Origin of the sequence: Bordetella genomosp. 6 (assembly GCF_002119705.1) — a bacterium.
In the GTDB taxonomy this organism is placed as follows: Bacteria; Pseudomonadota; Gammaproteobacteria; order Burkholderiales; family Burkholderiaceae_B; genus Bordetella; species Bordetella bronchiseptica_F.
The window spans coordinates 2183424-2206544 of sequence record NZ_CP021107.1 but is presented as its reverse complement, the minus strand read 5'-3'; the positions used below and the strand labels follow the sequence as shown (position 1 = coordinate 2206544).

General features: G+C 71.5%; 25 protein-coding genes. 6 read left to right on the top strand and 19 right to left on the bottom strand.

Annotation, left to right across the window (positions count from 1 at the left end):
* Nucleotides 1-5 precede the first annotated feature (5 nt).
* Both ligD and CAL11_RS10280 read left to right on the top strand, forming a co-directional pair.
* A complete protein-coding gene (gene ligD / locus CAL11_RS10285) occupies nucleotides 6-2468 on the top strand; it encodes a DNA ligase D (RefSeq protein WP_086092852.1) in 2463 nt (820 codons plus the stop codon).
* A 70-nt stretch (nucleotides 2469-2538) separates the two neighbouring features.
* On the top strand, nucleotides 2539-3531 hold the full coding sequence (locus CAL11_RS10280) for an SDR family oxidoreductase (RefSeq protein ID WP_086092851.1): 993 nt from the start codon (nucleotides 2539-2541) through the stop codon (nucleotides 3529-3531).
* Nucleotides 3532-3536: 5 nt separating this feature from the next.
* Here CAL11_RS10280 and CAL11_RS10275 read toward each other — a convergent pair whose 3' ends face one another.
* From CAL11_RS10275 to CAL11_RS10260, 4 genes are read right to left on the bottom strand one after another with little or no spacing between them, the layout of a single operon-like run.
* Nucleotides 3537-4193, bottom strand: coding sequence for a DUF4142 domain-containing protein (locus CAL11_RS10275; protein WP_233500553.1), 657 nt, complete (start codon nucleotides 4191-4193; stop codon nucleotides 3537-3539).
* Entirely contained in the window at nucleotides 4142-4741 is a 600-nt protein-coding gene (locus CAL11_RS10270; protein ID WP_033470134.1) for a hypothetical protein, read from the bottom strand. The genes CAL11_RS10275 and CAL11_RS10270 overlap by 52 nt, the downstream gene beginning before the upstream one ends.
* Entirely contained in the window at nucleotides 4732-5607 is an 876-nt protein-coding gene (locus tag CAL11_RS10265) for a glycosyltransferase family 2 protein (protein ID WP_033470133.1), read from the bottom strand. The genes CAL11_RS10270 and CAL11_RS10265 overlap by 10 nt, the downstream gene beginning before the upstream one ends.
* Nucleotides 5604-6308, bottom strand: coding sequence for a PIG-L deacetylase family protein (locus tag CAL11_RS10260; protein ID WP_033470131.1), 705 nt, complete (start codon nucleotides 6306-6308; stop codon nucleotides 5604-5606). Before CAL11_RS10260 ends, CAL11_RS10265 begins: the two co-directional genes overlap by 4 nt.
* Before the next feature lie 235 nt (nucleotides 6309-6543).
* On the opposite strand from CAL11_RS10260, the gene CAL11_RS10255 reads away from it, so the two are divergent.
* Nucleotides 6544-6828 carry a MatE family transporter gene (locus CAL11_RS10255; protein WP_152553258.1) on the top strand — a complete coding sequence of 95 codons (285 nt, stop codon included), beginning with the start codon at nucleotides 6544-6546 and terminating at the stop codon, nucleotides 6826-6828.
* A gap of 51 nt (nucleotides 6829-6879) precedes the next feature.
* Nucleotides 6880-7368: a DUF421 domain-containing protein gene (locus CAL11_RS10250; protein WP_086092849.1), complete on the top strand. Its 489-nt coding sequence runs from the start codon at nucleotides 6880-6882 to the stop codon at nucleotides 7366-7368.
* Here the strand turns inward: CAL11_RS10250 and CAL11_RS10245 are convergent.
* From CAL11_RS10245 to CAL11_RS10190, 12 genes are all read right to left on the bottom strand, one after another.
* Nucleotides 7343-8329, bottom strand: coding sequence for a UDP-glucuronic acid decarboxylase family protein (locus CAL11_RS10245; RefSeq protein ID WP_033470129.1), 987 nt, complete (start codon nucleotides 8327-8329; stop codon nucleotides 7343-7345). The two genes, CAL11_RS10250 and CAL11_RS10245, sit on opposite strands and share 26 nt — an antisense overlap.
* Nucleotides 8329-9282: a glycosyltransferase gene (locus tag CAL11_RS10240; protein WP_033470126.1), complete on the bottom strand. Its 954-nt coding sequence runs from the start codon at nucleotides 9280-9282 to the stop codon at nucleotides 8329-8331. The genes CAL11_RS10245 and CAL11_RS10240 overlap by 1 nt, the downstream gene beginning before the upstream one ends.
* Entirely contained in the window at nucleotides 9275-10339 is a 1065-nt protein-coding gene (locus CAL11_RS10235; RefSeq protein WP_086092848.1) for a glycosyltransferase family 9 protein, read from the bottom strand. The genes CAL11_RS10240 and CAL11_RS10235 overlap by 8 nt, the downstream gene beginning before the upstream one ends.
* Nucleotides 10336-11310, bottom strand: coding sequence for a glycosyltransferase family 2 protein (locus CAL11_RS10230; protein ID WP_086092847.1), 975 nt, complete (start codon nucleotides 11308-11310; stop codon nucleotides 10336-10338). The genes CAL11_RS10235 and CAL11_RS10230 overlap by 4 nt, the downstream gene beginning before the upstream one ends.
* Nucleotides 11307-13043 (bottom strand): carbamoyltransferase family protein, encoded by a 1737-nt coding sequence (locus tag CAL11_RS10225; RefSeq protein ID WP_033470120.1) that lies wholly within the window; start codon nucleotides 13041-13043, stop codon nucleotides 11307-11309. The genes CAL11_RS10230 and CAL11_RS10225 overlap by 4 nt, the downstream gene beginning before the upstream one ends.
* Nucleotides 13044-13054: 11 nt before the next feature.
* On the bottom strand, nucleotides 13055-14137 hold the full coding sequence (locus CAL11_RS10220; protein WP_086092846.1) for a glycosyltransferase family 9 protein: 1083 nt from the start codon (nucleotides 14135-14137) through the stop codon (nucleotides 13055-13057).
* Entirely contained in the window at nucleotides 14134-14721 is a 588-nt protein-coding gene (locus CAL11_RS10215) for a D-glycero-alpha-D-manno-heptose-1,7-bisphosphate 7-phosphatase (RefSeq protein ID WP_086092845.1), read from the bottom strand. Before CAL11_RS10215 ends, CAL11_RS10220 begins: the two co-directional genes overlap by 4 nt.
* Nucleotides 14712-15440, bottom strand: coding sequence for an SDR family oxidoreductase (locus CAL11_RS10210; protein WP_086092844.1), 729 nt, complete (start codon nucleotides 15438-15440; stop codon nucleotides 14712-14714). The genes CAL11_RS10215 and CAL11_RS10210 overlap by 10 nt, the downstream gene beginning before the upstream one ends.
* Before the next feature lie 11 nt (nucleotides 15441-15451).
* Complete coding sequence (locus tag CAL11_RS10205) at nucleotides 15452-16732, bottom strand: glycosyltransferase (protein WP_086092843.1); 1281 nt, start codon at nucleotides 16730-16732, stop codon at nucleotides 15452-15454.
* 61 nt (nucleotides 16733-16793) lie between these two features.
* Nucleotides 16794-17237 (bottom strand): PRC-barrel domain-containing protein, encoded by a 444-nt coding sequence (locus CAL11_RS10200; protein ID WP_033466224.1) that lies wholly within the window; start codon nucleotides 17235-17237, stop codon nucleotides 16794-16796.
* Between the two features lie 14 nt (nucleotides 17238-17251).
* Nucleotides 17252-17995, bottom strand: a complete 744-nt coding sequence (locus CAL11_RS10195; RefSeq protein ID WP_068926089.1) for a BON domain-containing protein — start codon at nucleotides 17993-17995, stop codon at nucleotides 17252-17254.
* Nucleotides 17996-18186: 191 nt separating this feature from the next.
* The gene (locus CAL11_RS10190; protein ID WP_086092842.1) at nucleotides 18187-20892 is read right to left on the bottom strand and encodes an ATP-binding cassette domain-containing protein; all 2706 of its coding nucleotides are present in this window, start codon (nucleotides 20890-20892) and stop codon (nucleotides 18187-18189) included.
* A 133-nt stretch (nucleotides 20893-21025) separates the two neighbouring features.
* On the opposite strand from CAL11_RS10190, the gene CAL11_RS24360 reads away from it, so the two are divergent.
* Nucleotides 21026-21325, top strand: a complete 300-nt coding sequence (locus CAL11_RS24360; RefSeq protein ID WP_050458181.1) for a BON domain-containing protein — start codon at nucleotides 21026-21028, stop codon at nucleotides 21323-21325.
* A 19-nt stretch (nucleotides 21326-21344) separates the two neighbouring features.
* Here CAL11_RS24360 and CAL11_RS10180 read toward each other — a convergent pair whose 3' ends face one another.
* On the bottom strand, nucleotides 21345-21689 hold the full coding sequence (locus CAL11_RS10180) for a DUF883 family protein (RefSeq protein ID WP_033454453.1): 345 nt from the start codon (nucleotides 21687-21689) through the stop codon (nucleotides 21345-21347).
* Between the two features lie 144 nt (nucleotides 21690-21833).
* On the opposite strand from CAL11_RS10180, the gene CAL11_RS10175 reads away from it, so the two are divergent.
* A complete protein-coding gene (locus CAL11_RS10175; protein WP_086092841.1) occupies nucleotides 21834-22385 on the top strand; it encodes a diguanylate cyclase in 552 nt (183 codons plus the stop codon).
* Nucleotides 22386-22391: 6 nt separating this feature from the next.
* On the opposite strand, the gene CAL11_RS10170 is transcribed toward CAL11_RS10175, so the two are convergent.
* Together CAL11_RS10170 and CAL11_RS10165 are read right to left on the bottom strand one after the other, a co-directional pair.
* A complete protein-coding gene (locus tag CAL11_RS10170) occupies nucleotides 22392-22844 on the bottom strand; it encodes a hypothetical protein (RefSeq protein WP_086092840.1) in 453 nt (150 codons plus the stop codon).
* Nucleotides 22844-23077 carry a hypothetical protein gene (locus tag CAL11_RS10165; RefSeq protein ID WP_033454447.1) on the bottom strand — a complete coding sequence of 78 codons (234 nt, stop codon included), beginning with the start codon at nucleotides 23075-23077 and terminating at the stop codon, nucleotides 22844-22846. Before CAL11_RS10165 ends, CAL11_RS10170 begins: the two co-directional genes overlap by 1 nt.
* Nucleotides 23078-23121 lie beyond the last annotated feature (44 nt).

The following is a 23121-nucleotide window of genomic DNA, read 5'->3' as shown; positions in this document are numbered from 1 at the left end:
CGCCCATGACACAGTCACTGCGGCAGTACCGCGAGAAGCGCGATTTCCGCGCCACCGCCGAGCCGGCCGGCGCCGCGCGGCGCCGGCGCACGGCCGCCCGCGCAAGCGAAGGCCTGTCCTTCGTCATCCAGCGCCATCAGGCGCGCCGCCTGCATTACGATTTCCGCCTCGAAATCGACGGCGTGCTGGTGAGCTGGGCGGTGCCCAAGGGCCCGTCGCGCGATCCGTCCGTCAAGCGCCTGGCGGTGCATGTCGAAGACCATCCGCTCGAATACGGCGGATTCTCTGGCGACATTCCCAAGGGGCAGTACGGCGCCGGACATGTCGACATCTGGGACAGCGGCGTCTGGATCCCGCGCGGCGACCCACGCCAGGGCTTGCGGCGCGGCAAGCTGCATTTCGCGTTGCACGGCCGGCGTCTTGCCGGCGACTGGGTCCTGGTGCGCATGAGCGGCGAGCACGACCAATGGCTGCTGCGCAAGGAAGACGACGAGGCGGCGGTGCCGGGCGATGACGCCGAACGCGCGCCGGCCACCCCGCCGCCCGCCCGGGGGCATGCCCCGGCGGCCGCGCCGCGCGGGCGCCGTGCCGCCATGCCGCGCACCCTGGCGCCGCAGCTGGCCACCCTGGTGGACAGTCCGCCGCATGGTCCGGGCTGGTCGTACGAGGTCAAGTACGACGGCTATCGCATCCTGGCGGCCTGCTCGGCCGGCGGCGTGCGCCTGGTCAGCCGCGGCAACGAGGATTGGCAGGCCCGCATGGCGCCGCTGGCGCGCGCGCTGGGCGCGCTGAAGCTGGGGCGCGGCTGGCTCGACGGCGAGGTCGTCGTGCTCGACGAGCGCGGCGTGGCCGATTTCCAGCTGTTGCAGAATGCGCTGGACGGCCAGGCCGAAGGGCTGGTTTTCGTCGCGTTCGACCTTCCCTTCTGGAATGGCGAGGATCTGCGCGCCCTGCCCCTGCAAGCCAGGCAAGAGCGGCTCGAGGACTTGCTGCAGGATGTGCCCCAGGACGCGCCGCTGATGCTGACACAACGCCTGCCGGTGGCCGACGACACCGAAGGCAAGGCGGCCTGGAACGAGGCTTGCCGGCTGAGCCTGGAAGGCCTGATCTGCAAGCGCCTGGACGCGCCTTACCGGTCCGGCCGCTCGCAGAGCTGGCTGAAACTGAAGTGCCGCCCGCGCCAGGAATTCATCGTCGGCGGCTATACCGAACCGACCGGCGCGCGCCGCCACCTGGGCGCCTTGCTGGTGGGCCTGCGCGAAGGCCGCCGATTGCGCTATGCGGGCCGCGTGGGTACGGGCTTCGGCGCGGCCACGCTGCGCACGCTGGGCCAGCGGCTGGCGGCGCTGCGCCAGGATGCCAAGCCGTTTTCCGGCGACGTGCCGCGCGGCCGCGGCGACGCCGCCATGCATTGGGTCCGGCCCGAGCTGGTGGCCGAAGTGAATTATGCGGGCATCACGCGCGACGGCCTGCTGCGCCAGGCTTCGTTCGCCGGCCTGCGCGCCGACAAGCCGGCCAGCGAAGTGCGCGGCGAAGCGGCCAAGCGGCCGCCGGCGGCCAGGACGGCCGCGCCGTCGCGCCGCGCCCGCGGCGGCCGTGCCGAAGTGGCCGGGGTGGGCATCTCGCATCCGGACCGGCTGGCCTATCGCGAGCCCGACTACACCAAGCTGCAGCTGGCCGAGTACTACGCCGCCATCGGCCCGCATATCCTGCCGCACCTGGGCCAGCGCCGCGTGGCGCTGTTGCGCTGTCCCGACGGCGCCGGCACGACCTGCTTCTTCCAGAAGCACCTGAGCCAGGCGCTGCCTGCCGGCGTGCGGCGCGACGGCGGGCATCTGGTGATCGAATCGCTGCCCGGCCTGATCGCGCTGGTGCAGTATGGCGCCATCGAGTTCCATACCTGGGGCGCCGATACCCGCCATCCCGACACGCCCGACCGGATCACCCTGGACCTGGACCCAGGCCCCGGCGTGGGGTGGCCGGCCATCGTCGAAGGCGCGCAGATGGCCCGCCTGCTGATGCAGGAAGTCGGGCTGGAGCCGTTTCTCAAGACGACCGGGGGCAAGGGCCTGCACCTGGTGGCGCCGCTGCGGCCCACGCAACCCTGGGACACGGTCAAGGACTTCGCGCGCGCGCTGGCGCGCCAGCTGGCCGTGGCCCTGCCCGACCGGTTCACCGCCAACATGGCCAAGGCCCGGCGCGAGCGGCGCATCTTCGTGGACTACCTGCGCAACGGCAACGGCGCTACCGCGGTGGCCGCGTTCTCGGCGCGGGCGCGCGACGGCGCGCCCGTTTCCATGCCGCTGTCCTGGGACGCGCTCGACGCCGGCGACGATTTGCGCGGCGCGCGCTGGAACATCGCCAATGCGCTGGAGCAGGCGCGGCGCAAACCCGACCCCTGGGCCGACTATGCCGCCAGCCGGCGCACGCTGGGCCCGCGCATGCAGGGACGGCTGCCGCGCGATTGACCACAGGCATGCGCATTGCTGGTCCGTGGTGCCGTGCCTCGCGGCGCAGTCACGCATCAGGAGCCCTGTCATGCCCAAGACCCCATCCGATCAGCAGGCCGCCGACCGGACCGCCGAACGCCAGCGCGCCATCCAGCGCGAGCAGGACCGGCGCGACCAGCGCAAGCCCGCTGCAGCCCCCCCAGGCGAGGCGCCGCACACCGGCGCGCGCGAGCAGCCCGAACCGCCCATGCCGGGCCAGCACTTGGCAAAACCCGGCAACGAAGCGGACATGGCGCTGCAGCCGCAGTTCATGGCGCCGGCCTACCGCGGCAGCGGCAAGCTGGAAGGCCTGACGGCGCTGGTCACCGGCGGCGACTCCGGTATCGGGCGCGCGGTCGCGGTGCTGTATGCCCGCGAAGGCGCCGATGTCGCGATCGTGTACCTGCAGGAGCACGAAGACGCCCGGGAAACCGCCCGCCACGTCCAGGCCGAAGGCCGGCGTTGCCTGGCGATCGCCGGCGACGTGCGCGATCCCGCCTTCTGCGAGGAGGCCGTCGCGCGCACGCTGCGCGAGTTCGGCAAGCTGGATATCCTGGTCAACAACGCCGCCTACCAGGAGCACGCTTCGTCGTTGCAGGACATCACCGACGAGCGCCTGGATGAAACCTTCCGCACCAACATCTACGGCTACTTCCACATGGCGCGCGCCGCGCTGCCCCATTTGAAGGAAGGCGCCAGCATCGTCAACACCGGCTCGGTAACCGGCCTGCGCGGCCATCCCGAACTGCTGGACTACTCCAGCACCAAGGGCGCGATCCATGCCTTCACCTGGTCGCTGGCGGCCAATGTGGCCGAGCGCGGCATCCGCGTCAACGCGGTGGCGCCCGGACCGGTGTGGACCCCGCTCAACCCCGCCGACCAGGCGCCCGGACAGATCAAGGACTTCGGCGCCAAGACCGCGCTCAAGCGCCCCGCCCAGCCCGAGGAACTGTCGCCGGCCTACGTGTTCCTGGCCAGCCCGGCGTGCGCCAGCTACATCACGGGCATCGTGCTGCCGGTCACGGGCACGCCGGGCGAGTAAGGCCGCTAGCGGCCGGGGCGCGTGGCGTCGATGGAGGGCGGCGCGCGCGGCGAAGCCGGCGAAGTGGTCGCGGGCTCGCCCGGCCCCCCGGGCGGCAGCTTGCGCGGTTCGGCCTGCGGCGGCGGCTGCGCCAGCCGTTCGGCCTCCCGCAGCAGATCCTGCAGCATGGGCACCGCATGCGCGGCGAACTCCCGGACCGGCGCCGCTTGCGCCGCGTCGGCCGCCTGCCGGTAGTGCTTCAGCGTTTCCTCGCCCAGGGCCACGCCGGCCCAGTGCAGATAGACGCGATCGAAGGCGGCGTCGCGCTGCTGCGCCAGTTCCTGCAAATGGGTGCGTTGCGTCGCGTCGGGGCCGGCCGGCAGCGTCACTTCCTGCGCGTGCGCCACGTCGGCCAGTTCGCGCCCCAGGTCTTGCAGCCGGGCGGCCGCCTGGCGCGCATAGGCCTGGACTTCGCCGCTGGCGCCGTGTTGGCGCGCCAACGCGGCGGCTTGCGCCGAGGTCTGCGCCAGTTGCGCCGCGCGCCGCAGCCATGCCTCGTCGGCCGCCGGGCTTGCCTGCGCCGCCCATATCCACAGGCACAGCAGGCCGGCCAGCCAACGGGCGGCCGGGCTTAGCCGCCGGCCGCCAATTGCGGCGGTTGCAAGGGGTCGAAGTCTTCCCATTTGCCGTCCACCCAGCGCCCTTGGGCGCGTTCGAGATCCAGGCCGCCGGCCTCGCGCAAAACGGCCAGCGCCCGTTCGGCCTGCGCGCCGTCCACGTGCAGGGCCAGCATGACGCCGGCATGACGCACCGGCGCATGTGCGTCGGCGCCGGGCGGGCTGGAAGCCGGGGCGGCCGTGGTCGGCCGCATCGGCCGGCGGCCGCGCCCGGCCACCCACAGCGCGCCGAACAGCGCGCCCACATAGGCGCCCACGCCCACCGCGGCCACCAGCGCCAGCGCAGTGGCCGCCAGGACGCTGGCCACCACGCCGGCGATCGCGCCCAGCGCCAGCCCGCCCACCGCGGCGCCGGTAATGGCGCCGTACTGCGCCGGCCCGGCGTCGGGGTCGGCGCGCTGGTCGCCGCCCAATGGGTAGCGGTCGTGCGCGCCGGCGCTGTTGACGTAGAACGTATGGATATCTTCCTGCGAAATACCTGCCGCCTGCAAGCGCCCGGCGGCGGCCGCGGCGGCATCGAAAGTCATGAAACGGGCGGCGACGATCATCGACATGGTCCGTCCTCCTGTTGCGTTGCCTGCGTGGCCAGCAAGCGGCGTACCCGCACGCCGACGGGGCGGCGTCCGGCCGCCAGCAGGCGCCAGCCGCCCAGGGCCGCGCCGGCTACCGCCCAGCGCTCGCGGCCGGCGGCCGCCCGCAGTACGCGCCACGTCTCGCGCAGCGCCGCGCCCACGGGCAGGCGCAACCAGGCCGTCCAGATGGCATTGCGGGCCAGCAGCCGCCGCCGCAACGCGCTATCGCGCAGCGGCGACGGATGGTGGCGTGTCACCACTTGCGGCGCATAGACGATGCGCCAGCCGGCCTGCAGCAGGTCCAGCGCCAGCAGGCGTTCCTCGCCGCCGATGAACAGCGGCGCCCAGTAACCGCCGGCCTGCCGGAACGCCTGCGCGCGCATCACGCAGGCCCCGGCCATGAAACCGGTCAGCTGCGGCCCCGCGCCGGGAATGAGCGGCAACGGGCTGGCGGCCATCCGCGCGCAAGTCGGATCCAGCGTCGCGGCGCCGCCGACCAGGATGCGCGCGTTGAGCACCGCCACTTCGGGATGGGCATCCAGGATGGCCACGGCGCGTTGCAGCGCGCCGGCCTCCCAGCAGGTGTCGTCGTCGCTGAACGCGACGTACGGCGTGCGTACCCAGCACGTGCCCAGGTTGCGCCCTGCCGCACCCAGGTTGCGCGGCGCGCGCACCAGCACGCAGTCCGGATCGGCCTGCCGCACCGCCACGTCGGTGCCGTCGCTGCTGGCGTTGTCCACCACGATCAGCGGCGTCGCGCCGATGGCGCGCCGCAGGCAGCGCAGCGTGGCCAGCGCCTCGGTGCGCCGGTTGTAGGTCAGCAGAACCACCGAAACCGACGCGCTCATGGCAAGGCAGCGCCCGGCCAGCTCAGGCGCCAGTAGCGTTCCGGCGCGGCGTCATCGCCCTGCCCCGGCACCACGCCCAGGGCGTCCAGCTGGCTGCGGTAGGCGGCCACCGCGCGCGTCTTGCTGGCATCGCGGGCATCGCCCGGCAGCGCCACCGGGGTGGCGTATACATTGCGCCCATGCAGCTGGGTCAGGCGCGCCTGCACGGCGCCACGCTTGCGCCGGTACAAGGCCTCTTCGTAAGCCAGCCAGTCGCAGCCATCGAACAGTCCGCGTACCGCCAGCGCGGCATCGGCCACCCGTACGTGGTCTTCATGGAACAGGCCCAGCGGAATCAGCAAGGCGCCGGGCCGTACCGACTGGACGGCGGCCGCCAGCACCGAAGGCAAGCGCGCCAGCATCGCCTCGCTGCCCGGGTACTGGCTGTCGAGCAGCCCCAGCCCCAGCCCCGATGCGCCCAGCTGGGTCAGGGCGTCGCGGTCCTCGGCCTGGCGCGCCTGCATGGCCTGGTCGGCGCGCTCGAAGCCGCAGCGCCTGTCCCAATCGGGCAAGGCGGCGGCGACGCTGGGCACGCCAGAGAACACGGTCAGCACCATGGCGCCCGGCGTGGCCGCCAGCAGTCCGCCGCAGCTGAGCACGGCATCGTCGAAATGCGGGGACACCACCAGCAGGCGCTGGTCCATCACGCAACCCGCGCGCATCAGTGGCGCTGCGCCGGCGCCGCCCCTGGACACGGCGCACGCGCTGCAACGAGGCAAGGCGCGCAGGCGGGCTTCGGAATGCAAGGCAACGCGCGGTCGAAAGTGTATGGGCAATGGTCGAACATGATCGCTGCTCCTGAACGCAGGGGCGGGCCGCAAGCGGCGTGCCCATGCCTGCGGTTCCCGGGCACGCCGCTTGCGGGGCACAGGGCGCCACCATTTCCGGAGAGTCATCGTGTCCAAGCGTTCGCTCTGGCCTGTTTCCCCTCCCGAGGCCGGCCCCCGCCCCGGCCTGGGTCCCAGCGACTCGTCGGACTCCGCCAGCGACCTGCCCGAGGCCGCCGCCGATACGGATAGCGACGCCAGCGGCACCGGCGAGCGTCCCGACGTCGAGTACGACCGCCAGCCTCCCGACGGCGCCGATATCGCGCCCGACGAGCAGACCGACGCCGACCGCGCCGGCGTTTCGCACCGTCGCCCCGACCCCGTGCGCAATGGCGGGGAGCCGGACAAAGCGTGACCCCGCGTGTAAAAAATTCACTTTTCCCCCTGGCCTGGGCAGGAGCGCATCATGGACGTGGACTGGAACGGCATGTTCGAGCTGACCGTGCCACCCCTGGAGTTGTTCTTGCGCGGTTCCCTGATCTACTGGTTCCTGCTGGCGCTGCTGCGGCTGGCGGGCCGGCGCGACATCGGCTCGCTGGGCGTGGCCGACATGCTGGTGCTGGTACTGATCGCCGACGCGGCGCAGAACGCCATGGCGGGCGAGTACAAATCCGTCACCGACGGCGCCATCCTGCTGCTGACCATCGTGGGCTGGACGGTGGCGATCGACCGCGCCAGCTATTTCCTGCCGTCGGAGGGCCGCCTGCTGGCGCCCTCCACCGTCTGCCTGGTGCGCGACGGCGAGCTGCAGCGGCGCAACATGCGCCGCGAGTACATCACCGAGGACGAGCTGATGAGCGAACTGCGCCTGAAAGGCTACGACAGCCTGGACGACGTGCACCGCGCCTACATGGAGCCCGACGGCAACATCAGTGCACTGCGTCGGCACGGCTGAGCGGGCGCGCCGCGGCGCGGCCCTGGAAAAAAGCGATGGTGCGCGCCAGCCCTTCCTCGAACGGCGTGTGCGGCTGCCAACCCAGCTGGGCGCGCGCCAGCGAGATGTCCGGGCAGCGCCGCACCGGATCGTCCACCGGCAGGGGGCCGAACTGCACCGCCGAGCGCGAACCCGTCAACGCGCGCACGGCCTCGGCCACCTGCAGCACGGTGCGTTCCTCGGGATTGCCCAGGTTCACCGGCCCCGGGTCGGCGTCGCTTTCCATCAGGCAACTCAGCCCCGCGATCAGGTCGCTGACATAGCAGAACGAGCGGGTCTGCTCGCCTCGCCCGTAGACGGTGAGCGGCTGGCCGGCCAGCGCCTGCACGATGAAGTTGCACACCACCCGCCCATCGCCTGGCGCCATCATCGGTCCGTAGGTGTTGAAGATGCGCGCCACCCGCACGCTGCCGGGGTGGCGGCGCCCGTACTCGGCGCACAGGGTCTCGGCGCACCGCTTGCCTTCGTCGTAGCAGGCGCGCGGCCCCACCGGATTGACGTGGCCCCAATAGCTTTCGCGCTGCGGGTGTTCGCGCGCGTCGCCGTAGACCTCGCTGGTGGACGCCTGCAGCAGTCGCGCGCCGCAGTGTTCGGCCAGCTCCAGCAGGCGGTGCGTGCCCTGCACGCAGGTGCGCACCGTGCCGACGGGATCGGCCTGGTAGTGCCGCGGCGAGGCCGGGCAGGCCAGGTTGTAGATGCGATCGACCTGCGCGACCAGGGGGTCGGCGATATCGTGGCGCAGCACGCTGAAGCGCGCGTGCGCCGCCATGTCGGCGATATTCTCGCGCCGGCCGGTGGCGAAGTTGTCCACGCACACCACCTCGTGGCCGGCGCCGAGCAGGGCGCGACACAGGTGCGAACCGAGAAAGCCGGCCCCGCCGGCCACCATGATGCGCATTGCGGGATAGCTGTAGTCTTTCATCATTCCTCCGTCAGCGTCGCCCAGAGCGACAGCCAGTCGCGCACGAAGCGCTCGATGCCGAATCGGCGGCGCGCCATCGCGCGCCCTGCCTCGCCCCATTGCCGGGCCAGCGCCGGATCGGCGCACAGTTGGCGCACGACCTCGGCCAGCCGGCCGCGATGGGTATCCACATAGCCGGTGCGCCCCGATTCAATGACGCATGGCAGCTCGGTCGCGGCATATCCCACCACCGGCACGCCGGCCAGCAGGGCCTCCACCAGGGACAGGCCCAGGCTGGCGTAGCGCACGGGGCTGAAGAACAGGCGATAGCGCGCCATGCAAGCCGCCACTTCCATATTGGGTACCTCGCCCTGGCCTCCCAGCTCCTGCGAGCCCATGCCTATCAAGTCCAGCGGCGCCTCGCGGCGTACCGCCTCGAACAGGTCCGCGCCGACGCGGCGGCCGCGCCGCGCGAGATGGTTCACCACCACGATTCCGCGCGCCAGTTCACCGCGGTACAGCGGCCCGGGATCGGGTACGCCATGCTCGATCACGCAGGTGCGCTGCCCCAGCGGGCTGCGCCACATTTCCGCGTTGTAGCGCGTGACATGCACCAGCATGCCGCCCTCGTCCTGGAACGGGTGCCACGTATCGGTGGGATGCGGCTCGGGCGGGTTGTGTTCGACGTAGGCGCGCGGCAGGCGTCGCTGCGCGGCCGACAGCAGCGTCCGCGCGTCCTCCAGGTTCTGCCGCGACTGGTACAGCACGCCGTCCAGCGGTTCGTCGGCCAGTTGCGCGGCGGGAACGCGGCGGATATTGGCGCCCCAGGGAATGGCCGGCCCCAGCGGCTGGTAGCCGGGCCGTGCGTCGTCGCGGTATGGCACCACGAAAACATGCGGCACCTGCGTCAGTGCGTACAGATAGTTGCCATGCACGTGCCAGGTAAGAATGCGTAACGGTCGCCGCTCAGCCATGGTCCGGCCCTCCCGGCAGGCGCCGCAAGGCCTGTTCGAGCACGGCCTGTGTCGCCACGCCAAGCGCGCAGGGATGGCCGATTGGACAGTCCTCATACGCGCAGGGTCGGCACGGCACCGGCGTGGCCAGCACCGTGTGCAGCGCGCGGTTGGCCGGCGCCCAGCGCAAGGGGTCGCTGCCAGAGGCGATCACCACGCTCGGACAGCGCACCGCCGCGGCGATATGCGACATGCCGGTATCGTTGCAGACGACCAGGCGGCAGCGCGCGGCCAGCGCCGCCATGCCGCCCAGCGTGGTGCGGCCGCACAGGTCCAGCGTGTCCGGCGCCATTCGCCGCACCACGGCACACAGCGGCGCCTCGTCCGGCGTGCCGGTCACCGCCACCTGCCAGCCGCGCTCGCGTAGCGCGCGCGCCACCGCCCCGAAACGCTCGGCCGGCCAGCGCCGCGAGCGCAGGCGCGCTCCCGGGTGCACCAGTATCGCTCGCTCCGGATGCAATCCCAGGCTGCGCGCCAACGCCTCGGCTTCACGATGGTCGCGGGTTTGCAGCGGCAGCTCCAGCGTCGCATCGTGGGCCGCGATACCCAGATGGCGCAGCAGGCTCAGGTAGCGTTGCGGTTCGGGTTCGTGGCGCGGCCAGGCCAGCCAGCGCCCCGTCTGCTGCTGCACCGGACCCGGCACGAATCCTCCCCAATGGCGGGCCCCGCATTGCGCCACGATGGCGTTCGATTGCGCACCGCTGCCGTGCATCTGCAGCGCCACGTCATAGCGGCCGCGCCGCGCCTGGCGGAAAAAATCCGGCAGCGCCTGCTCGCGCGCGGCCTGCTCGGGAAACGCGGCCAGCCCGGGAAATTCCAGGAAGGCGTCCACATAGGCGCGCAGGCGACGCGCCAGCGCCTGGCTGCCCGGCAGGCCCGCCCATGCGATATGCGCGCGCGGAAACGCCTGCCGCAGCGCGCGCAGCGCCGGGGTGGCGCACAGCATGTCGCCCAACTGCAGGGCGCGGAACACCAGGATGCGCTCGATGCCCGGTTGGCGCAGCAGCAGCGTGCTCATGGCAGCCTCGGCCCGTAGTGCCAGGCGCCCACCAGCCGCCAGGCGATCGACAGCGGCGGGATCAGGCAGGAGGTGAGCAGCAATTCGGCCACGTGCGCCGGCGCGCGCGAAACCGCGCGCAGGCGCCGCCCGAAGAACCACAGCGTCAGCGCCAGCCACGCCAGCACGGCGGTGCCGGCCGGCCGCCACAGGCCCGCCAGCGCCAGCACGATGGCCGCCGCCAGCGCCAGGGTCGCCGCCAGATAGAACCACGGCGGTCCGCGCCGCACGCGCTCGCGGTACAGGCGCGGGTACTTGCCGTAGAGCAAGGTGTCGAACATGACCTTCTTCTGCATGCGCAGGCCGGCGGCGAACGGCGCCGGGCGTACCGGATGCAGCACCCGCGCGCGCGGCGCGCGCCGGACCGCGCAGCCAGCCTCCAGCAGCGCGAAATGCAGGTCCGAGTCCTCTCGCCACGCCATGCGGTAACGCGGATCGAAGCCACCGGTGCGCTGCAAGGCGTCGCGCCGCACGAAGCAGTTTGCGGTGGCGAATTCGGCGCGCGCCAGGCCGGCCTGGTCGCGCTCGTAATCGGTCGGGAGCGGGCCCAACGGAACGTCGATAGTGCCGGCCACCGCATCCGTGCCCGGGTCCAGGGCGGCCAGGCCCTCGGCCAGCCAGTCCGGATCGGCGATGGTATCGTCGTCGGTGAAGGCGATCACCGGGGCGCGCGCGCTTTGCCAGCCTGCATTGCGCGCGCCCGCCGGCCCGCGCGTACCGCGCACCGCGACGTAGCGCAATGCAGGCCCGCCGGGATGCCTGTCGGCCAGCGCCTCGACCTGGCGCCTCGTCGCTTCGCTGGCCGCGTCGTCGCACACGATGATCTCGTATGCCGAGGGCGGCAGGCGCTGGCGCAGCACCGCAAGCAGGCAGCGCTGCAGCAAGGCTGCGCGCCTGAAGGTGGGAATCACGACCGAGGCGCGCAGGTTCATCGGGGCTTCTCCACTAGGAAGGGGCCAATCACCAGCGCATCGAGCGGCGTGGTCCAGAAGCTCTCCAGCGCATCGCGCGGCGTGCACACCACGGGCTCGCCGCGGGTATTGAACGAGGTATTGACCAGCACCGGGATGCCAGTGCGCCGCTCGAAGGCAGCCAGCAGATCGTAGTACAGCGGATGCTGGTCGCGCCGCACCGTCTGCACCCGCGCCGTGCCGTCGATGTGGCGCACCGCCGGGATGCGGGTCGCCTGGTGTGGCAACACGTCATAGACAAACAGCATGAAGGGCGCGCACAAAGGCTGCGCGCCGCGCGCGTCGAACCACTCGTGGGCGCGCTCTTCCATCACCACGGGCGCGACCGGGCGGAAATCCTCGCGGTCCTTCAGCCCGTTCAGGCGCGCCTGCATGGCGCTGTCGCGCGGCGACGCCAGGATGGAGCGCGCGCCCAGCGCGCGCGGGCCGAACTCCATGCGGCCCTGGAACCATCCTATGATTTTCTCCTGCGCCAGCAGGTCGGCGGTTTCGCCGGCCACGTCGTCCAGCCGGCGGTAGCTCAGCCGCGCGCCGTCGAGCAGGCGCTCGATCTCGTCTTCGCCGTACTCCGGCCCCAGATAGGCGTGTTCCATCACCCAGCGGCGCTGGCCGCCGCGACGGTGGAAGTCGGTGTACAGCGCCGCGCCCAGCGCGGTACCGGCATCGCCGGCGGCCGGCTGGACCCAGATGCTCTCGAAACCGCTGTCGCGCGCCAGGCGCGCGTTCATCACGCAGTTCAACGCCACGCCGCCCGCCAGGGCCAGATTGCGCGCCCCGGTGCGCGCACGCAGCCAGCGCGCCATATGCAGCGCGGTTTCCTCGACCACATCCTGCAGCGAGCGCGCGATATGCTTGTGGCGCGCCTCGAACGGCGCGCCCCGTTGCCGCGGCGGGCCGAACAGCTCGGCCAGGTCCGCCATCTCCACGCGATACCCGCCCTCCTCGTCCAGCGGCACCATGGCGCGGAACGGGTCGCGGTACTCGGGCTGGCCGTACGAGGCCAGTGCCATCACCTTGTACTCGTCGGACGAATGCAGGAAACCCAGATAGGTGGTGACCGCCTCGTAGAGCAAGCCGAGCGAATGCGGCATGCCGATCTGTTTCAGGTGGGCGTACTCGCCATCGCGAAACAGGCCGAAGCTGGTCGTGGTATCTTCGCCGCGCCCGTCGATGGTCAGCACCGCGGCGTCGCGGTACGGCGCGGCCAGGAAGGCGCTGGCCTCATGCGACAGGTGATGGTCCAGGTACACCCAGCGCTGCATCAGCGCGTCCAGCGCCAGGCCTTCGAAGCGCGCCTTCAGGTGATGCGGCGCCCCGTCGAGCAACTGGCGCGGCGCATTGATCACATAGGACAGGAACAACGGTCCCCAAGGCGAATCCTCGCCCTCGGCAGCACCGGCGCGACTCGGTTCCAGAGGCAGCCGGATGCCGTCCTCGGCCACCGAGCCGTGCGGCAACAGCGCGGGCGTAAAGGCGTAGACGACGTGGTCGACGTCGCGCAGCGCGATGCCGGCCTGCGCCAGGCAGTAGTCGATCGCATGGAAAGGCAGTTGCCAGGCCGTGAACGGCACGGGACGCTTGCCGTGCTTGATACGGGTAAAGCGTTCTTCTTCGGCCGCGGCGACGACGACGCCATCGCGGACCAGTGCCGCCGAGCAGTCGTGAAATGCCGCGTTGATTCCCAGGGTGTGCATGGCAGAACCTCCTAGTTTGCGCCGGCCAGCAAGTCTTGCGCGGCCCGCGCCACGCGCGCTGGCGGCACGCCCGCCAGGCAGGCATGGTGGCCTTGCGGGCAGACGCTGCGCAGGCAATACCTGCACGGCACGTCCTGATAAAGCAGCTTGTGCGGCGTAAGCCATGGCGCATGCTGCGGGTTGGTCAGCGCGTACAGGTCGGCCACCGGCACGCCAAGCGCGGCCGCCACGTGGGCCGGCCCGCTGTTGTTGCAGATCAGCACGCCGGCGCGCTCGATGGCGGCCGCCAGCTCGCCCAGGCTCAGGTCGTCCAGCCAGGCCATGCCGGGCACCGCCGCCGGGGTGGCCGCCAGGGCCTGGCGCACGCCGGGCGAGGCCTCGCCGCCCAGCATCAGCAGGCGGCGTCCGGATCCGCGCAGCGCGACCAGCGCCTGGGCCAGCAACTCGGCGGGATAGCGGCGCGACGCCGCGCTGGCGCCGGCATGCACGGCGATCCAGCCGCCCTCCTCGCTCACGCCCAGCACATGCAGACGGCGGAACAGGCTGGCGCGATCGGCTTCGCGCACGCGAAACGACAGGCGCTCGTCGCGGGTATGCGCGCCCACCGCCGCCACCAGGTCCAGCTGGCGCCGCACTTCGTGGCGCACCGCATCGGGCGAGACGGCCCGCGCGTCGGCATCTGGCACCCAGTCCGACAGCAGCGCATAGGGGTTCTCGCGGCAATGCGCCAGGACCAGAGGAATGCCGGCCAGGCGGCACAGCATGGCGGCAGGCAGCGGGCTTTGCGTGTAGACCGTGAATATGACCGCCGCGTCATGGCGCGCCGCGCGCAGTCGCGCCGCCAGCTCGGCCGTGTCGTCCGCGCGCGCGTTGCGCACCCAGGCCGCCCGATGTTCGACCACCTCATCGATCTCGTCGATATGCGGCGCCAGCGCCGCGCCCGCCGGCGAGCCCAGCAGCGTCAGCGTGCGGGCGGGCGGACCGCTGTCGCGCAACGCCCGCAGGGCCGGCGTCGTCATCAGTAGGTCGCCCAGGTTATCCAGCCGGACGCAAAGAATGCGGCGCGCCTGGCGCCAGGGCTGGGCGCGGTTCATGCGGCCGCCATCCCTTCGGCGCGCAACGTGGCGACGATCGCCGCCGCCGCCGCGGCCAGGTCCGGCACGCACTGGGTCGGGGTGCGCTGCGCCCCGGCCTGCCACAGGGTTTCGCCGCCATTGTCCAGCAGCACGCTGCGGCAGCCGGCGCGATGGCCGGCCTCGATGTCGTCCAGGATATCGCCCACCATCCACGAGCGCCGCAGATCCAGGCCGTGCTCGCGCGCCGCGCGCAGCAGCATGCCGGGCGCGGGCTTGCGGCACGCGCAGCGCCGCGCGTAGGCGGCGATCCTGCCCTGCGGATGGTGCGGACACCAATAGAAGCCGCTCAGCGGCGCGCCGGCCTGCTCGCACAGCGTCGACAGCCGCGCCGCCATCGGGGCGATGCACGCCGTGTCGAAATGGCCGAGCGCCACCCCGGGCTGGTTGCTGACCACGATCAGAGGCAGGCCCAGCCGGCCCAGCATGCGCAGCCCTTCACGGGCGCCGCGCGCCAGCCGCATGTGCTCCGGGGCGACGTTGTACGGCACGTCCTCCAGCAGCGTGCCGTCCTTGTCGAGAAACACCGCCGGCGTCAGGGCCATGAGGTTTCCTTGATGGGCAGGACCATGACCTCCGGCACGACGGTCTCCGGCGGCTGGGTCAGCACGAAACGCAGCGCCCGCGCCACGTTGGCGGGATCCTGCAGCGTGCCGGTGTCGATATCGGGAAAGCGGTCCAGCAGGAAAGGCGTGCGCATGCCGCCCGCGATAATGGCGCTGACCTTCAGCCCGGCGGCGCGCAATTCGGCATGCAGCGCGTGCGACAGGCCCAGCAGGCCCCATTTGCTGGCGTGGTAGGCGCAGGCATTGGGCCAGGCGCGGCGCGCCGCGGTCGAGGCGACGTTGACGATGTGGCCGCCGGGCGAGAGCCGTTCGCGCGCCAGCTTGGCAAGCACGAACGGTCCGGTCAGGTTGGTGCGCATGACGCGCTCCCAATCGGCGATATCGAGATCGGCCAGCGAGGCCGTGACGTCGATGCCGGCGTTATTGACCACGGCGTCCAGCTTGCCGTAGCGCGCGATGGCCTGGTCCAGCGCCGCGCCCACCGCCGCCGGATAGCCCACGTCCATGGCCAGGGCGCAGGCGCGCCCGCCATCGGCTTCGATCTCGCGCGCCATGTCCTGCGCGCCCTGGGCGCGCAGGTCGGCCACGGCCACGCAGGCGCCCTCCTGCCCCAGCATGCGGCACATCGCCGCGCCCAGGCCGCTGGCGCCGCCGGTTACCAGCACCACGCGTCCCTCGAGGGTTTCGAATTCATGCATGAGCGGATTCCTCACAATGCGGTGGCGCGCGCCGCGTGCGCGGGCTGCGCCTGGACGCTGGCGGTACCCAGCCGGTCGTAGACGCGCAGCAACTGCGCCGCCACCTTTTCCCAGGTGAACAGCCGCCGGGCGCGCCGCTGGCCGGCCAGTCCCATGTCGCGGCACAGCTGCCGGTCGCGCGCCAACTGCGCCAGCCGGCTGGCCAGCGCGTCGGCATCGCGCGCGGGGACCAGATAACCCGTCTTGCCGTCCAGCACCGTGGTGCGGATGCCCCCAGTGTTCGACCCGACCACCGGGCGGCCGCAGGCCATCGCCTCCACCGGCGTAATGCCGAACGGTTCATACCAGGGCGTGGTCACGAACACATCGCAGGCGCAGTAGTACCTGCACAGCTGTTCGCGGTCGCGCCGGCCGGTGAACTGCACATAGGGTTCGAGCCGCTCCTGCGCCACGATGCGGCGCAGCCTGGCCAGTTCGGGCGTGCCTTCGTCGCGCGGCACCGGATCGTTGCCGCCGACCACGCACAGCCGCGCATCCACGCCATGGCGGCTGCGCAGGCGCGCCAGCGCGCGGATCACGTTATCGATGCCCTTGCGCGGCACGATGCGGCCCAGCTGCAGGATGCGAAACGCCGATCCGCCGCCCCAATCCAGCTCGGCCCGCGCCACGTCCTGGTCGACGCACTGCATTTCGGCGGCGTCGAAACCGCAAGGCACCACCTCGATGCGGCGCGGATCGGCGCCATACAACTCCATCAGGTCGTCGCGGTCCTGCGGGCACTCGGCGATGATGCGGTCGGCCTGGCGCACCACGTCGTCCTCGATCTCGAAGCGCTCATCGGGAAACAGGTCGGCCTCTTGCTGATGGCGCCGCCGCACCCGTCCCAGCGCATGGAAGGTGACCGCCACCGGTACGCCGTAGCGGTGCGCCGCCGGCAGGCTGGCCATGGCCGACATGAAGAAATTGGCGTGCACCACGTCGTACGACGGGCGGTGTTCGCCAAAGGCGCGCATCAGGAATGCCTCGAATGCCGGCATGTGCGGCAGCAGGTCTTCCTTGGGCAGGTAGTGGGCCGGGCCGGCGGGTACGTGGATCACCCGCACGCCGGGCGCCCATTGCACCATCGAGGGCAGCGTCGCGCTGTCGCGCCGCGTATAGATATCCACCTGGTGACCCATGGCGGCAAACTGGCGCGCCGTCTGCGCAACGTAGATGTTCTGTCCGCCGCTGTCGATACTGCCGGGGCGGGCCAGCGGCGACGCGTGCTCGCTGACGATGGCGATATGCCTCATTTTTGTGCTCCGATGATTGAAGGTGGCCGGCGTGTCCATGCCACGCCGGCTTGGCCATGGCCTACCAGTACGGCGGCTGGTCGTAGTAGTCGTACAGCTCCTCGGCCCAGCGCTTGTCCGCCATCCCCGGCCAGTCGTTCTTGTCGAAGCCGCCCGCCTGCTTGAGCCGGTCCTTGGCGATGTCCAGCACGAAGCATTTCTGGTCGGTGTCCAGCACCAGCGCGCTCCACGGCAGCGCGAACAGCTTGTCGCCCATGCCCAGCATGCCGCCGAACGACAGCACGGCATAGGCGATGCGGCCTTGCGGCACGTCGATCATGATGTGCTGCACCGTGCCGAGGTGCTCGCCTTGCGGGTTGAGCACACGGTTGCCTTCCAGCGTGTCGGCCGCCATGATCTGCGGGCCGGGGCCGACGGCGCTGTCCTTTTCACGGCCCACGATGCGCGTCGGGCCACCCGCCGCGGCGGCGGTGGCTTGCGGGGCCTGCTCGGGAGGGATGCCCATGTCTTGCTCCTTGTTCATGGTGAGGTCGTCGGCGCGACGACGCGAATGCGGTTGTCGATGTCGGCAACGCCCAGGCAATCGTCCGCGCAGTTCTCGATGGCGTACTTGTCGCGCCGGCGGGCCACCGTCCCGCTCAGTTCCACCTGCCCGTCGGTCACCGAGACCGACACGTCGCTGACATCCAGGCCGCTGTGGGCCAGACGCTCGCAGACGTCCTCGCGCAGGCGCTCGTCCGAGCGGGTGTAGCCCTTGGGCAGGATGCGGCGGCTGCCTTCCCGGTGGCCGGCGCCGGCCAGGCCGGCCCATTCGCCGCCTTCGCCGTGATAGCCGCCGTAATCGCCGGCCAGCGGACCGTCATGGAATTGCTGCCGTTGCCAGCGCGGGTCCTCGCCATGGAACCCGCCATAGCTGCTCTGGCCCGGGTCGGCGCTGCGGCTGGTGATCGGTTCGTTCCATTGCGCGCGGCGCGTGCCGGGATAAGGTCCGCCCTGCTCGTATTGCGGGCCGCGGCGGTTCGGCCGGCCGCCCACCCCGGGATTGGGGCGTTCGCCGTACGGGCGGCCGTAGTCCGCTTCTTCGGCGCCCCAGCGGCCGCTGCCGCGGCTGTAGTCCTGGGCTTCGGGACGGTCGTTGCCATGCCACGAAGGCCTGCCTTGCCTGACATCGCGGCCGCCGCGCCGGAAATCGCGCTCGAATTCGTCCGGGGGCCCGAAGTCGTCGTCGCCGTAGGGCGGCTGGCGTCGGTTGTCGTTACGCATTTGCCTTCTCCTGCGTTGCGGGTTGCGGGTCGGGCCGGCGGCGCGCGACCGCCCGCCCGTGACAGAAGAGGTTCGCAAGCGCTGTGCCAGCCCGGCCCGTGCGCACGGCGCCGCGCTATGACGCCGCCTCGAACCGCCATGGCAAGGCCCCACGCGGCGGCGGTGCGTGGACTTCTTACACGTGCGGGTAATTAGGTGGAAGAACCGGTGGAAGATCGCCGGCCGGGCCCGCGCGCCAGCGAACCCGCGGCCGCCACCAGTTCGCGCGGGTCCACCGGTTTGGCCAGGTGCACCTGGTAGCCCGCCAGCAGGGCCCGCAGGCGCGCCTGCGCGTCGGCGTGGCCGGACAGCGCGATGGCGGGCACCCGTGTCTCCAGCGACGTCTGCCGCTCGGCCTCCATGGCCCGCACGCGGCCCAGCAGCTCATAGCCGTCGATATCGCCCAGCGAAATGTCGCAGATGATCAGGTCCGGCCATGCCGAGGCGGGCCGTTCGCCCAGGGCCTGCAGCGCCTGGCTGCCGCCGCCGAAGGCCTCGATGCGCGCGCCGTGGTCGCGCAAGGCCTCGCCCACCAGCTCGCGCGCCTCGCGCTGGTCGTCGACCAGCAGGATGGCCATGCCGGCCAGGTCGACGCTGACCTCGCGGGCCTGTCCCGCGGCGTCATCGAGCGCGCGCACCGCGAATTCGAGCGTGCAGCTGATTCCTCCGCCGGCGGCCGGCGCACTGCGCAACACCCCGCCCAGCCGTTGCGCCGTGGCGGCCGCGCGCGCCGGATCCAGCGCAGCGGCCGCGCGCAGCGCCGGCGGGGCGTCGTCGTCGGGCAGCTGGGCCTGGCTGTCGGCCGGCGCGGCGCGCCCGTCGGTGACCACCAGGCGCGCCACCGGCCCGTCGCGCTCGAGGCGCAGCTCCAGCCGTCCGCCCGGCGGCGTCACCGCCACGGCGTGCAGGGTCAGGTCCCAGATCAGCTGTTGCACCTCGCCCGGATCGCCGGTGATGCGGCCCGCGTCCGCGCCGATCAGGGTGTAGAGATTCACCCCCTTGGCGTCGATCAGTTCGCGTGCGCCGTCGAGCACCGCCGCCACCAGCGTGACCAGGTTGACCGGCTGGCGGCTGGCGCGCTCGCCCGCCTGCTCCAGTTCGTGCTGCTGGCGTTGCAGGCGCCACATCTGCGCATACAGGCCGTCGGCCGCCAGCAGCGCCTGGTGCTCGCCGCTCTCCACGATGCGCCCGTGGTCCAGCACCAGGATGCGGTCGGCGTTGACGATGGTCGAAAGGCGGTGCGCGATCACCAGCGTCGTGCGTCCGCGGGAAATGCGCTCCAGTTCCGCCTGGATGGCCCGTTCGGTGCGCGTATCCAGGGCCGAGGTGGCCTCATCGAAGACCAGCACGGGCGGATTCTTCAGCAACGCGCGCGCAATCGCGATGCGTTGGCGTTCGCCGCCGGACAGCTTCACGCCCCGCTCGCCGACCATGGTGTCGTAGCCGGCCGGCAGGCTTTCGATGAACTCATGCACGCGCGCGCCGCGCGCGGCCTGCACGATCTGCTCGCGCGAGGCCTGCGGCATGCTGTACCCAATGTTGTAGGCAATCGTGTCGTTGAACAGCAGCGTATCCTGCGGCACGATGCCCAGTGAGCGCCGCAGGCTGCCCTGCTCGACCGTGCGCAAGTCCTGGCCGTCGAACAGCACGCGGCCGCTGTCCGGGTCGTAGAACCGAAACAGCAGGCGCGCCAGCGTGGACTTGCCCGAACCGCTGCCGCCGACCACCGCCACGGTGGCCCCGGCCGGTATGGTGAAATCCACGTCCCAGAGAATCCGCCGGCCCGGCTCGTAGCCGAAATCGATCCGCTCGAAGCGCACCTCGCCGCCGGCCACGCGCAAGGGCGGCATGTCGCGCGAATCGGCCACTTCGGGACGCAGCAACAGCAGCCCGCAGATCCGTTCGGCGTTGATGAACGCTTCCTTGGCCTGGCGAAAGATCAGGCCCAGGGTGCTCAACGGCAGGCAGATCTGGATGATGTAGGCATTGACCAGCACCAGGTCGCCCACCGTCATGGCGCGGCTGGTCACCTGCTGGCCCGCCAGCAGCATGACGGCCGCCACGCCGCAGGCGATGATGCCCGCCTGGCCGATATGCAGGCGCGACAGCGAGCGCTGGTTGTCCACCCCTACGCCGACCCAGCGGTGCATCACCTGCCCCAGCCGTTCGTTTTCCAACGCTTCGTTGGCGTATTGCTTGACCGCCTCGTAGTTGAGCAGGCTGTCCACCAGACGGGCGCTGGCGCGCGAATCCAGTTCGTTGAGCGCGCGTTGCAGGACGGTGCGGCGCTCGGTCAGCAACACCGTATACACCGCATAGGCGGAAAACGTCACCGCCACGATGAACGCGAACCACAGGCTGTACCCGGCGGTCAGGATCACCACCACCGAGATGATCTCCACCAGCGTGGGCAACAGGGTGAACAGCGCCGTGCCCAGCAGGAAGCCCACCCCGGTGGTGCCGCGCTCCACGTCGCGCGCCAGCGCGCCGGTCTGGCGCGCCGCATGGAAGCGCGCGCCGAGGCTTTGCAGATGCGCGAACATGCGCAAGGTGAAATCGGCCACGGTCGCCTGCGTCACCCTGACGAAGATCAGGTCGCGCAGCTCGGTGAACAGGCTGCCCGCGAAGCGCAACAGTGCGTAGCCCAGCAACAGGAACACCGGCAGCGCCAGCATGCCCGGGGCGCTGAGCAGGTCGACGATGCGCTTGAGCACCGCCGGCACGGCCACCATCAGCAGCTTGGCCGTCACCAGCAGCGCCACCGCGGCCGCCGTGCGGCCCCGGTAGCGCCACAGGGCGCTCAGGATGGTGCGGTTGACTTCACGGCGCGCGCTGGCGGCCTGCTGGTTTGCATCCATGGCGAAGGGATCCTGGCGTGGAACGGATCGCGCAGGGCCGCAAGGCGCATGCCGTGGCGCGGGCACGCGGCTTGCCGCTCAGGATGGCCGCGGCGGCCATCCCGGCCGCCCGCCCAGACCCAGAGGAGCCCGCATGACGACCGCTTCCCTCCCCTGCGCGCTGCGCAGCGCCCTGCTCACCCTGTTGCTGGCGGCCTGCTCCGGCCCGGCCAGCGGCAACGACACCGCTCTTGCCGCCCAGGTCCGCCAGGCGCTGGTCGAGACGCCTGGCCTGCGTTCCGAGACGGTGCAGGTCCAAAGCCGCGACGGCGCGGTGCGACTTTCCGGCACGGCCGACACCGACGAAGCCGCCGCGCAGGCGCTGGCGGCTGCCCGCTCGGTGCCCGGCGTACGCGACGTGCGCAACGAGATCCGGGTGCGCGACCCGCTGTAGCCCGGCACCTGTCCGGACGCTAGCGCCTGCGCCCGTGATCGGACATGGCGCAGGCGCCCAGCAGCGCGCCCAGCACGATGGCCACGCCGATCAGCTTCCAGCTGTTCTCGTGCACGTACCCGTCGGCGACGCGCGAGGCGCGCTGGTAGCGTTCGACGGCGCTGCGTTCCCAGCCGCCCGCCTGGTCGCGCGCCGCCTCCAGCTGATGCTTGAGCCGGTCGCGCACCGACTCCAGCTCCGAGCCGCCGTACGATGCGGTCGAGCGCAGCAGCGCCTCGGCGCCGGCGATCAATTCATGCAGGCCGGATTTGACTTGCTGTTTCGATTCGCGGATGCGGGCGCGGTCTTCGGTATGTGCATGCATGACGTCTCCTTGCAGAAAATGCCGGCGCCGCCGACGTGGCGGGCGCTCGCCGGCCCCGGTACGCAAGTATCGTGCCGCCCCGGGGCACGGGCATTGCGGCACGGGCGCCGTCCCGCCGCCCGCGGCGGCCCGACCGGAGCTCCCATGGCCGACGCCACCATCCTGGTTCTGCTGTACTTCATCATGCCGCTGTGGATCCTCGCCGGCGTGGCCGACTGGCTTTGCCATCGGGCCAGCGATATCGCGCATACGGCAGGCCCGCGCGAATCGCTGCTGCACCTGTTGATGTTCGCCGAGATCGGACTGCCCTTGCTGATGTGCCTGCTGCTGGAAATCAATGCGCTGGTGTTCCTGGTGATGCTGGCGGCGTTCGTCCTGCACGAGGCCACCGCGCTGTGGGACGTCAGTTACGCCCAATCGCGCCGGCGCATCACGCCGCTCGAGCAGCATGTGCACAGTTTCCTGGAGTTGCTGCCCTTGATGGCCGGCACGCTGGTGGCCCTGCTCAACTGGCCCGCGTTTCTGTCGCTGTTCGGGCTGGGGGACCAGCCCGCCGACTGGTCGCTGCGCTGGAAGGCCGAGCCGCTGCCATTCGGCTATGTCGCGGCGATACTGGGGGCGGCGCTCCTGCTCGAAGCGCTGCCCTACGCCGAGGAATTGTGGCGGGGCCTGCGCGCCCGCCGCCCGACGCGATAAGCGGGTTCAGGCGGCTTGCGCGCCGGCCTTGGCTTCGGCCTTGAACATGTAGGCGATGGCGCCGGCCACGGCTTCGTCGTACCAGGGATCCAGCCCGCTGACCGCCACCACGATGCCTTCCACGCATACGCTGCCCCATACGGTCTCGTCCTGGGCGACCAGGTGCGGCCGCGCCGCCAGCGCCGTATGGCTGTCCAGTCCGGTGCGCCAGCTCAGGGCCGCCTTGCGGCGTGCGTACGCCCCGTAGTCGGCATCCCAGCGGCGGGTGTCGCCAAAGCTCTCCTCGTACAGCACTGCCTGCTCGAACGGCAAGCCGGTCGCCAGCGGATCCATCACCACCACGTGCAGGAAACCGCTCTCGCCCATGGCGCGGCAGGCCAGCGCCGCGTCGATCAGCGGGCGCACCCTGTCGACCGCCCGCGCCGCCGCTTCGGCGTCGGCCCAGCGCGCGGCCGTCATTACAGCTCCCGGGTGGCGCGCCGCCAGACCGCCTCGAAGTCGTTCTCCGACCAGCGGTCTATGCCCGGCGTGCGTTGCGGACTCAGCCCGGGCATGGGGTTGGAGACGGCGCCCGATTCGCCCGGGCTGCCGTCGGCCTGCTCTTCGCGCGGCCGCGGCTTTCTGGGCGCGGGCGCCTCGTCGCGGCGCGGCGCGGACGGTTTGGACGATGGGGTATCGTTCGATGCCTTCATGATGCTGCTCCTGGTGATTGCGGGAAAAACACGATGTCGGCCGG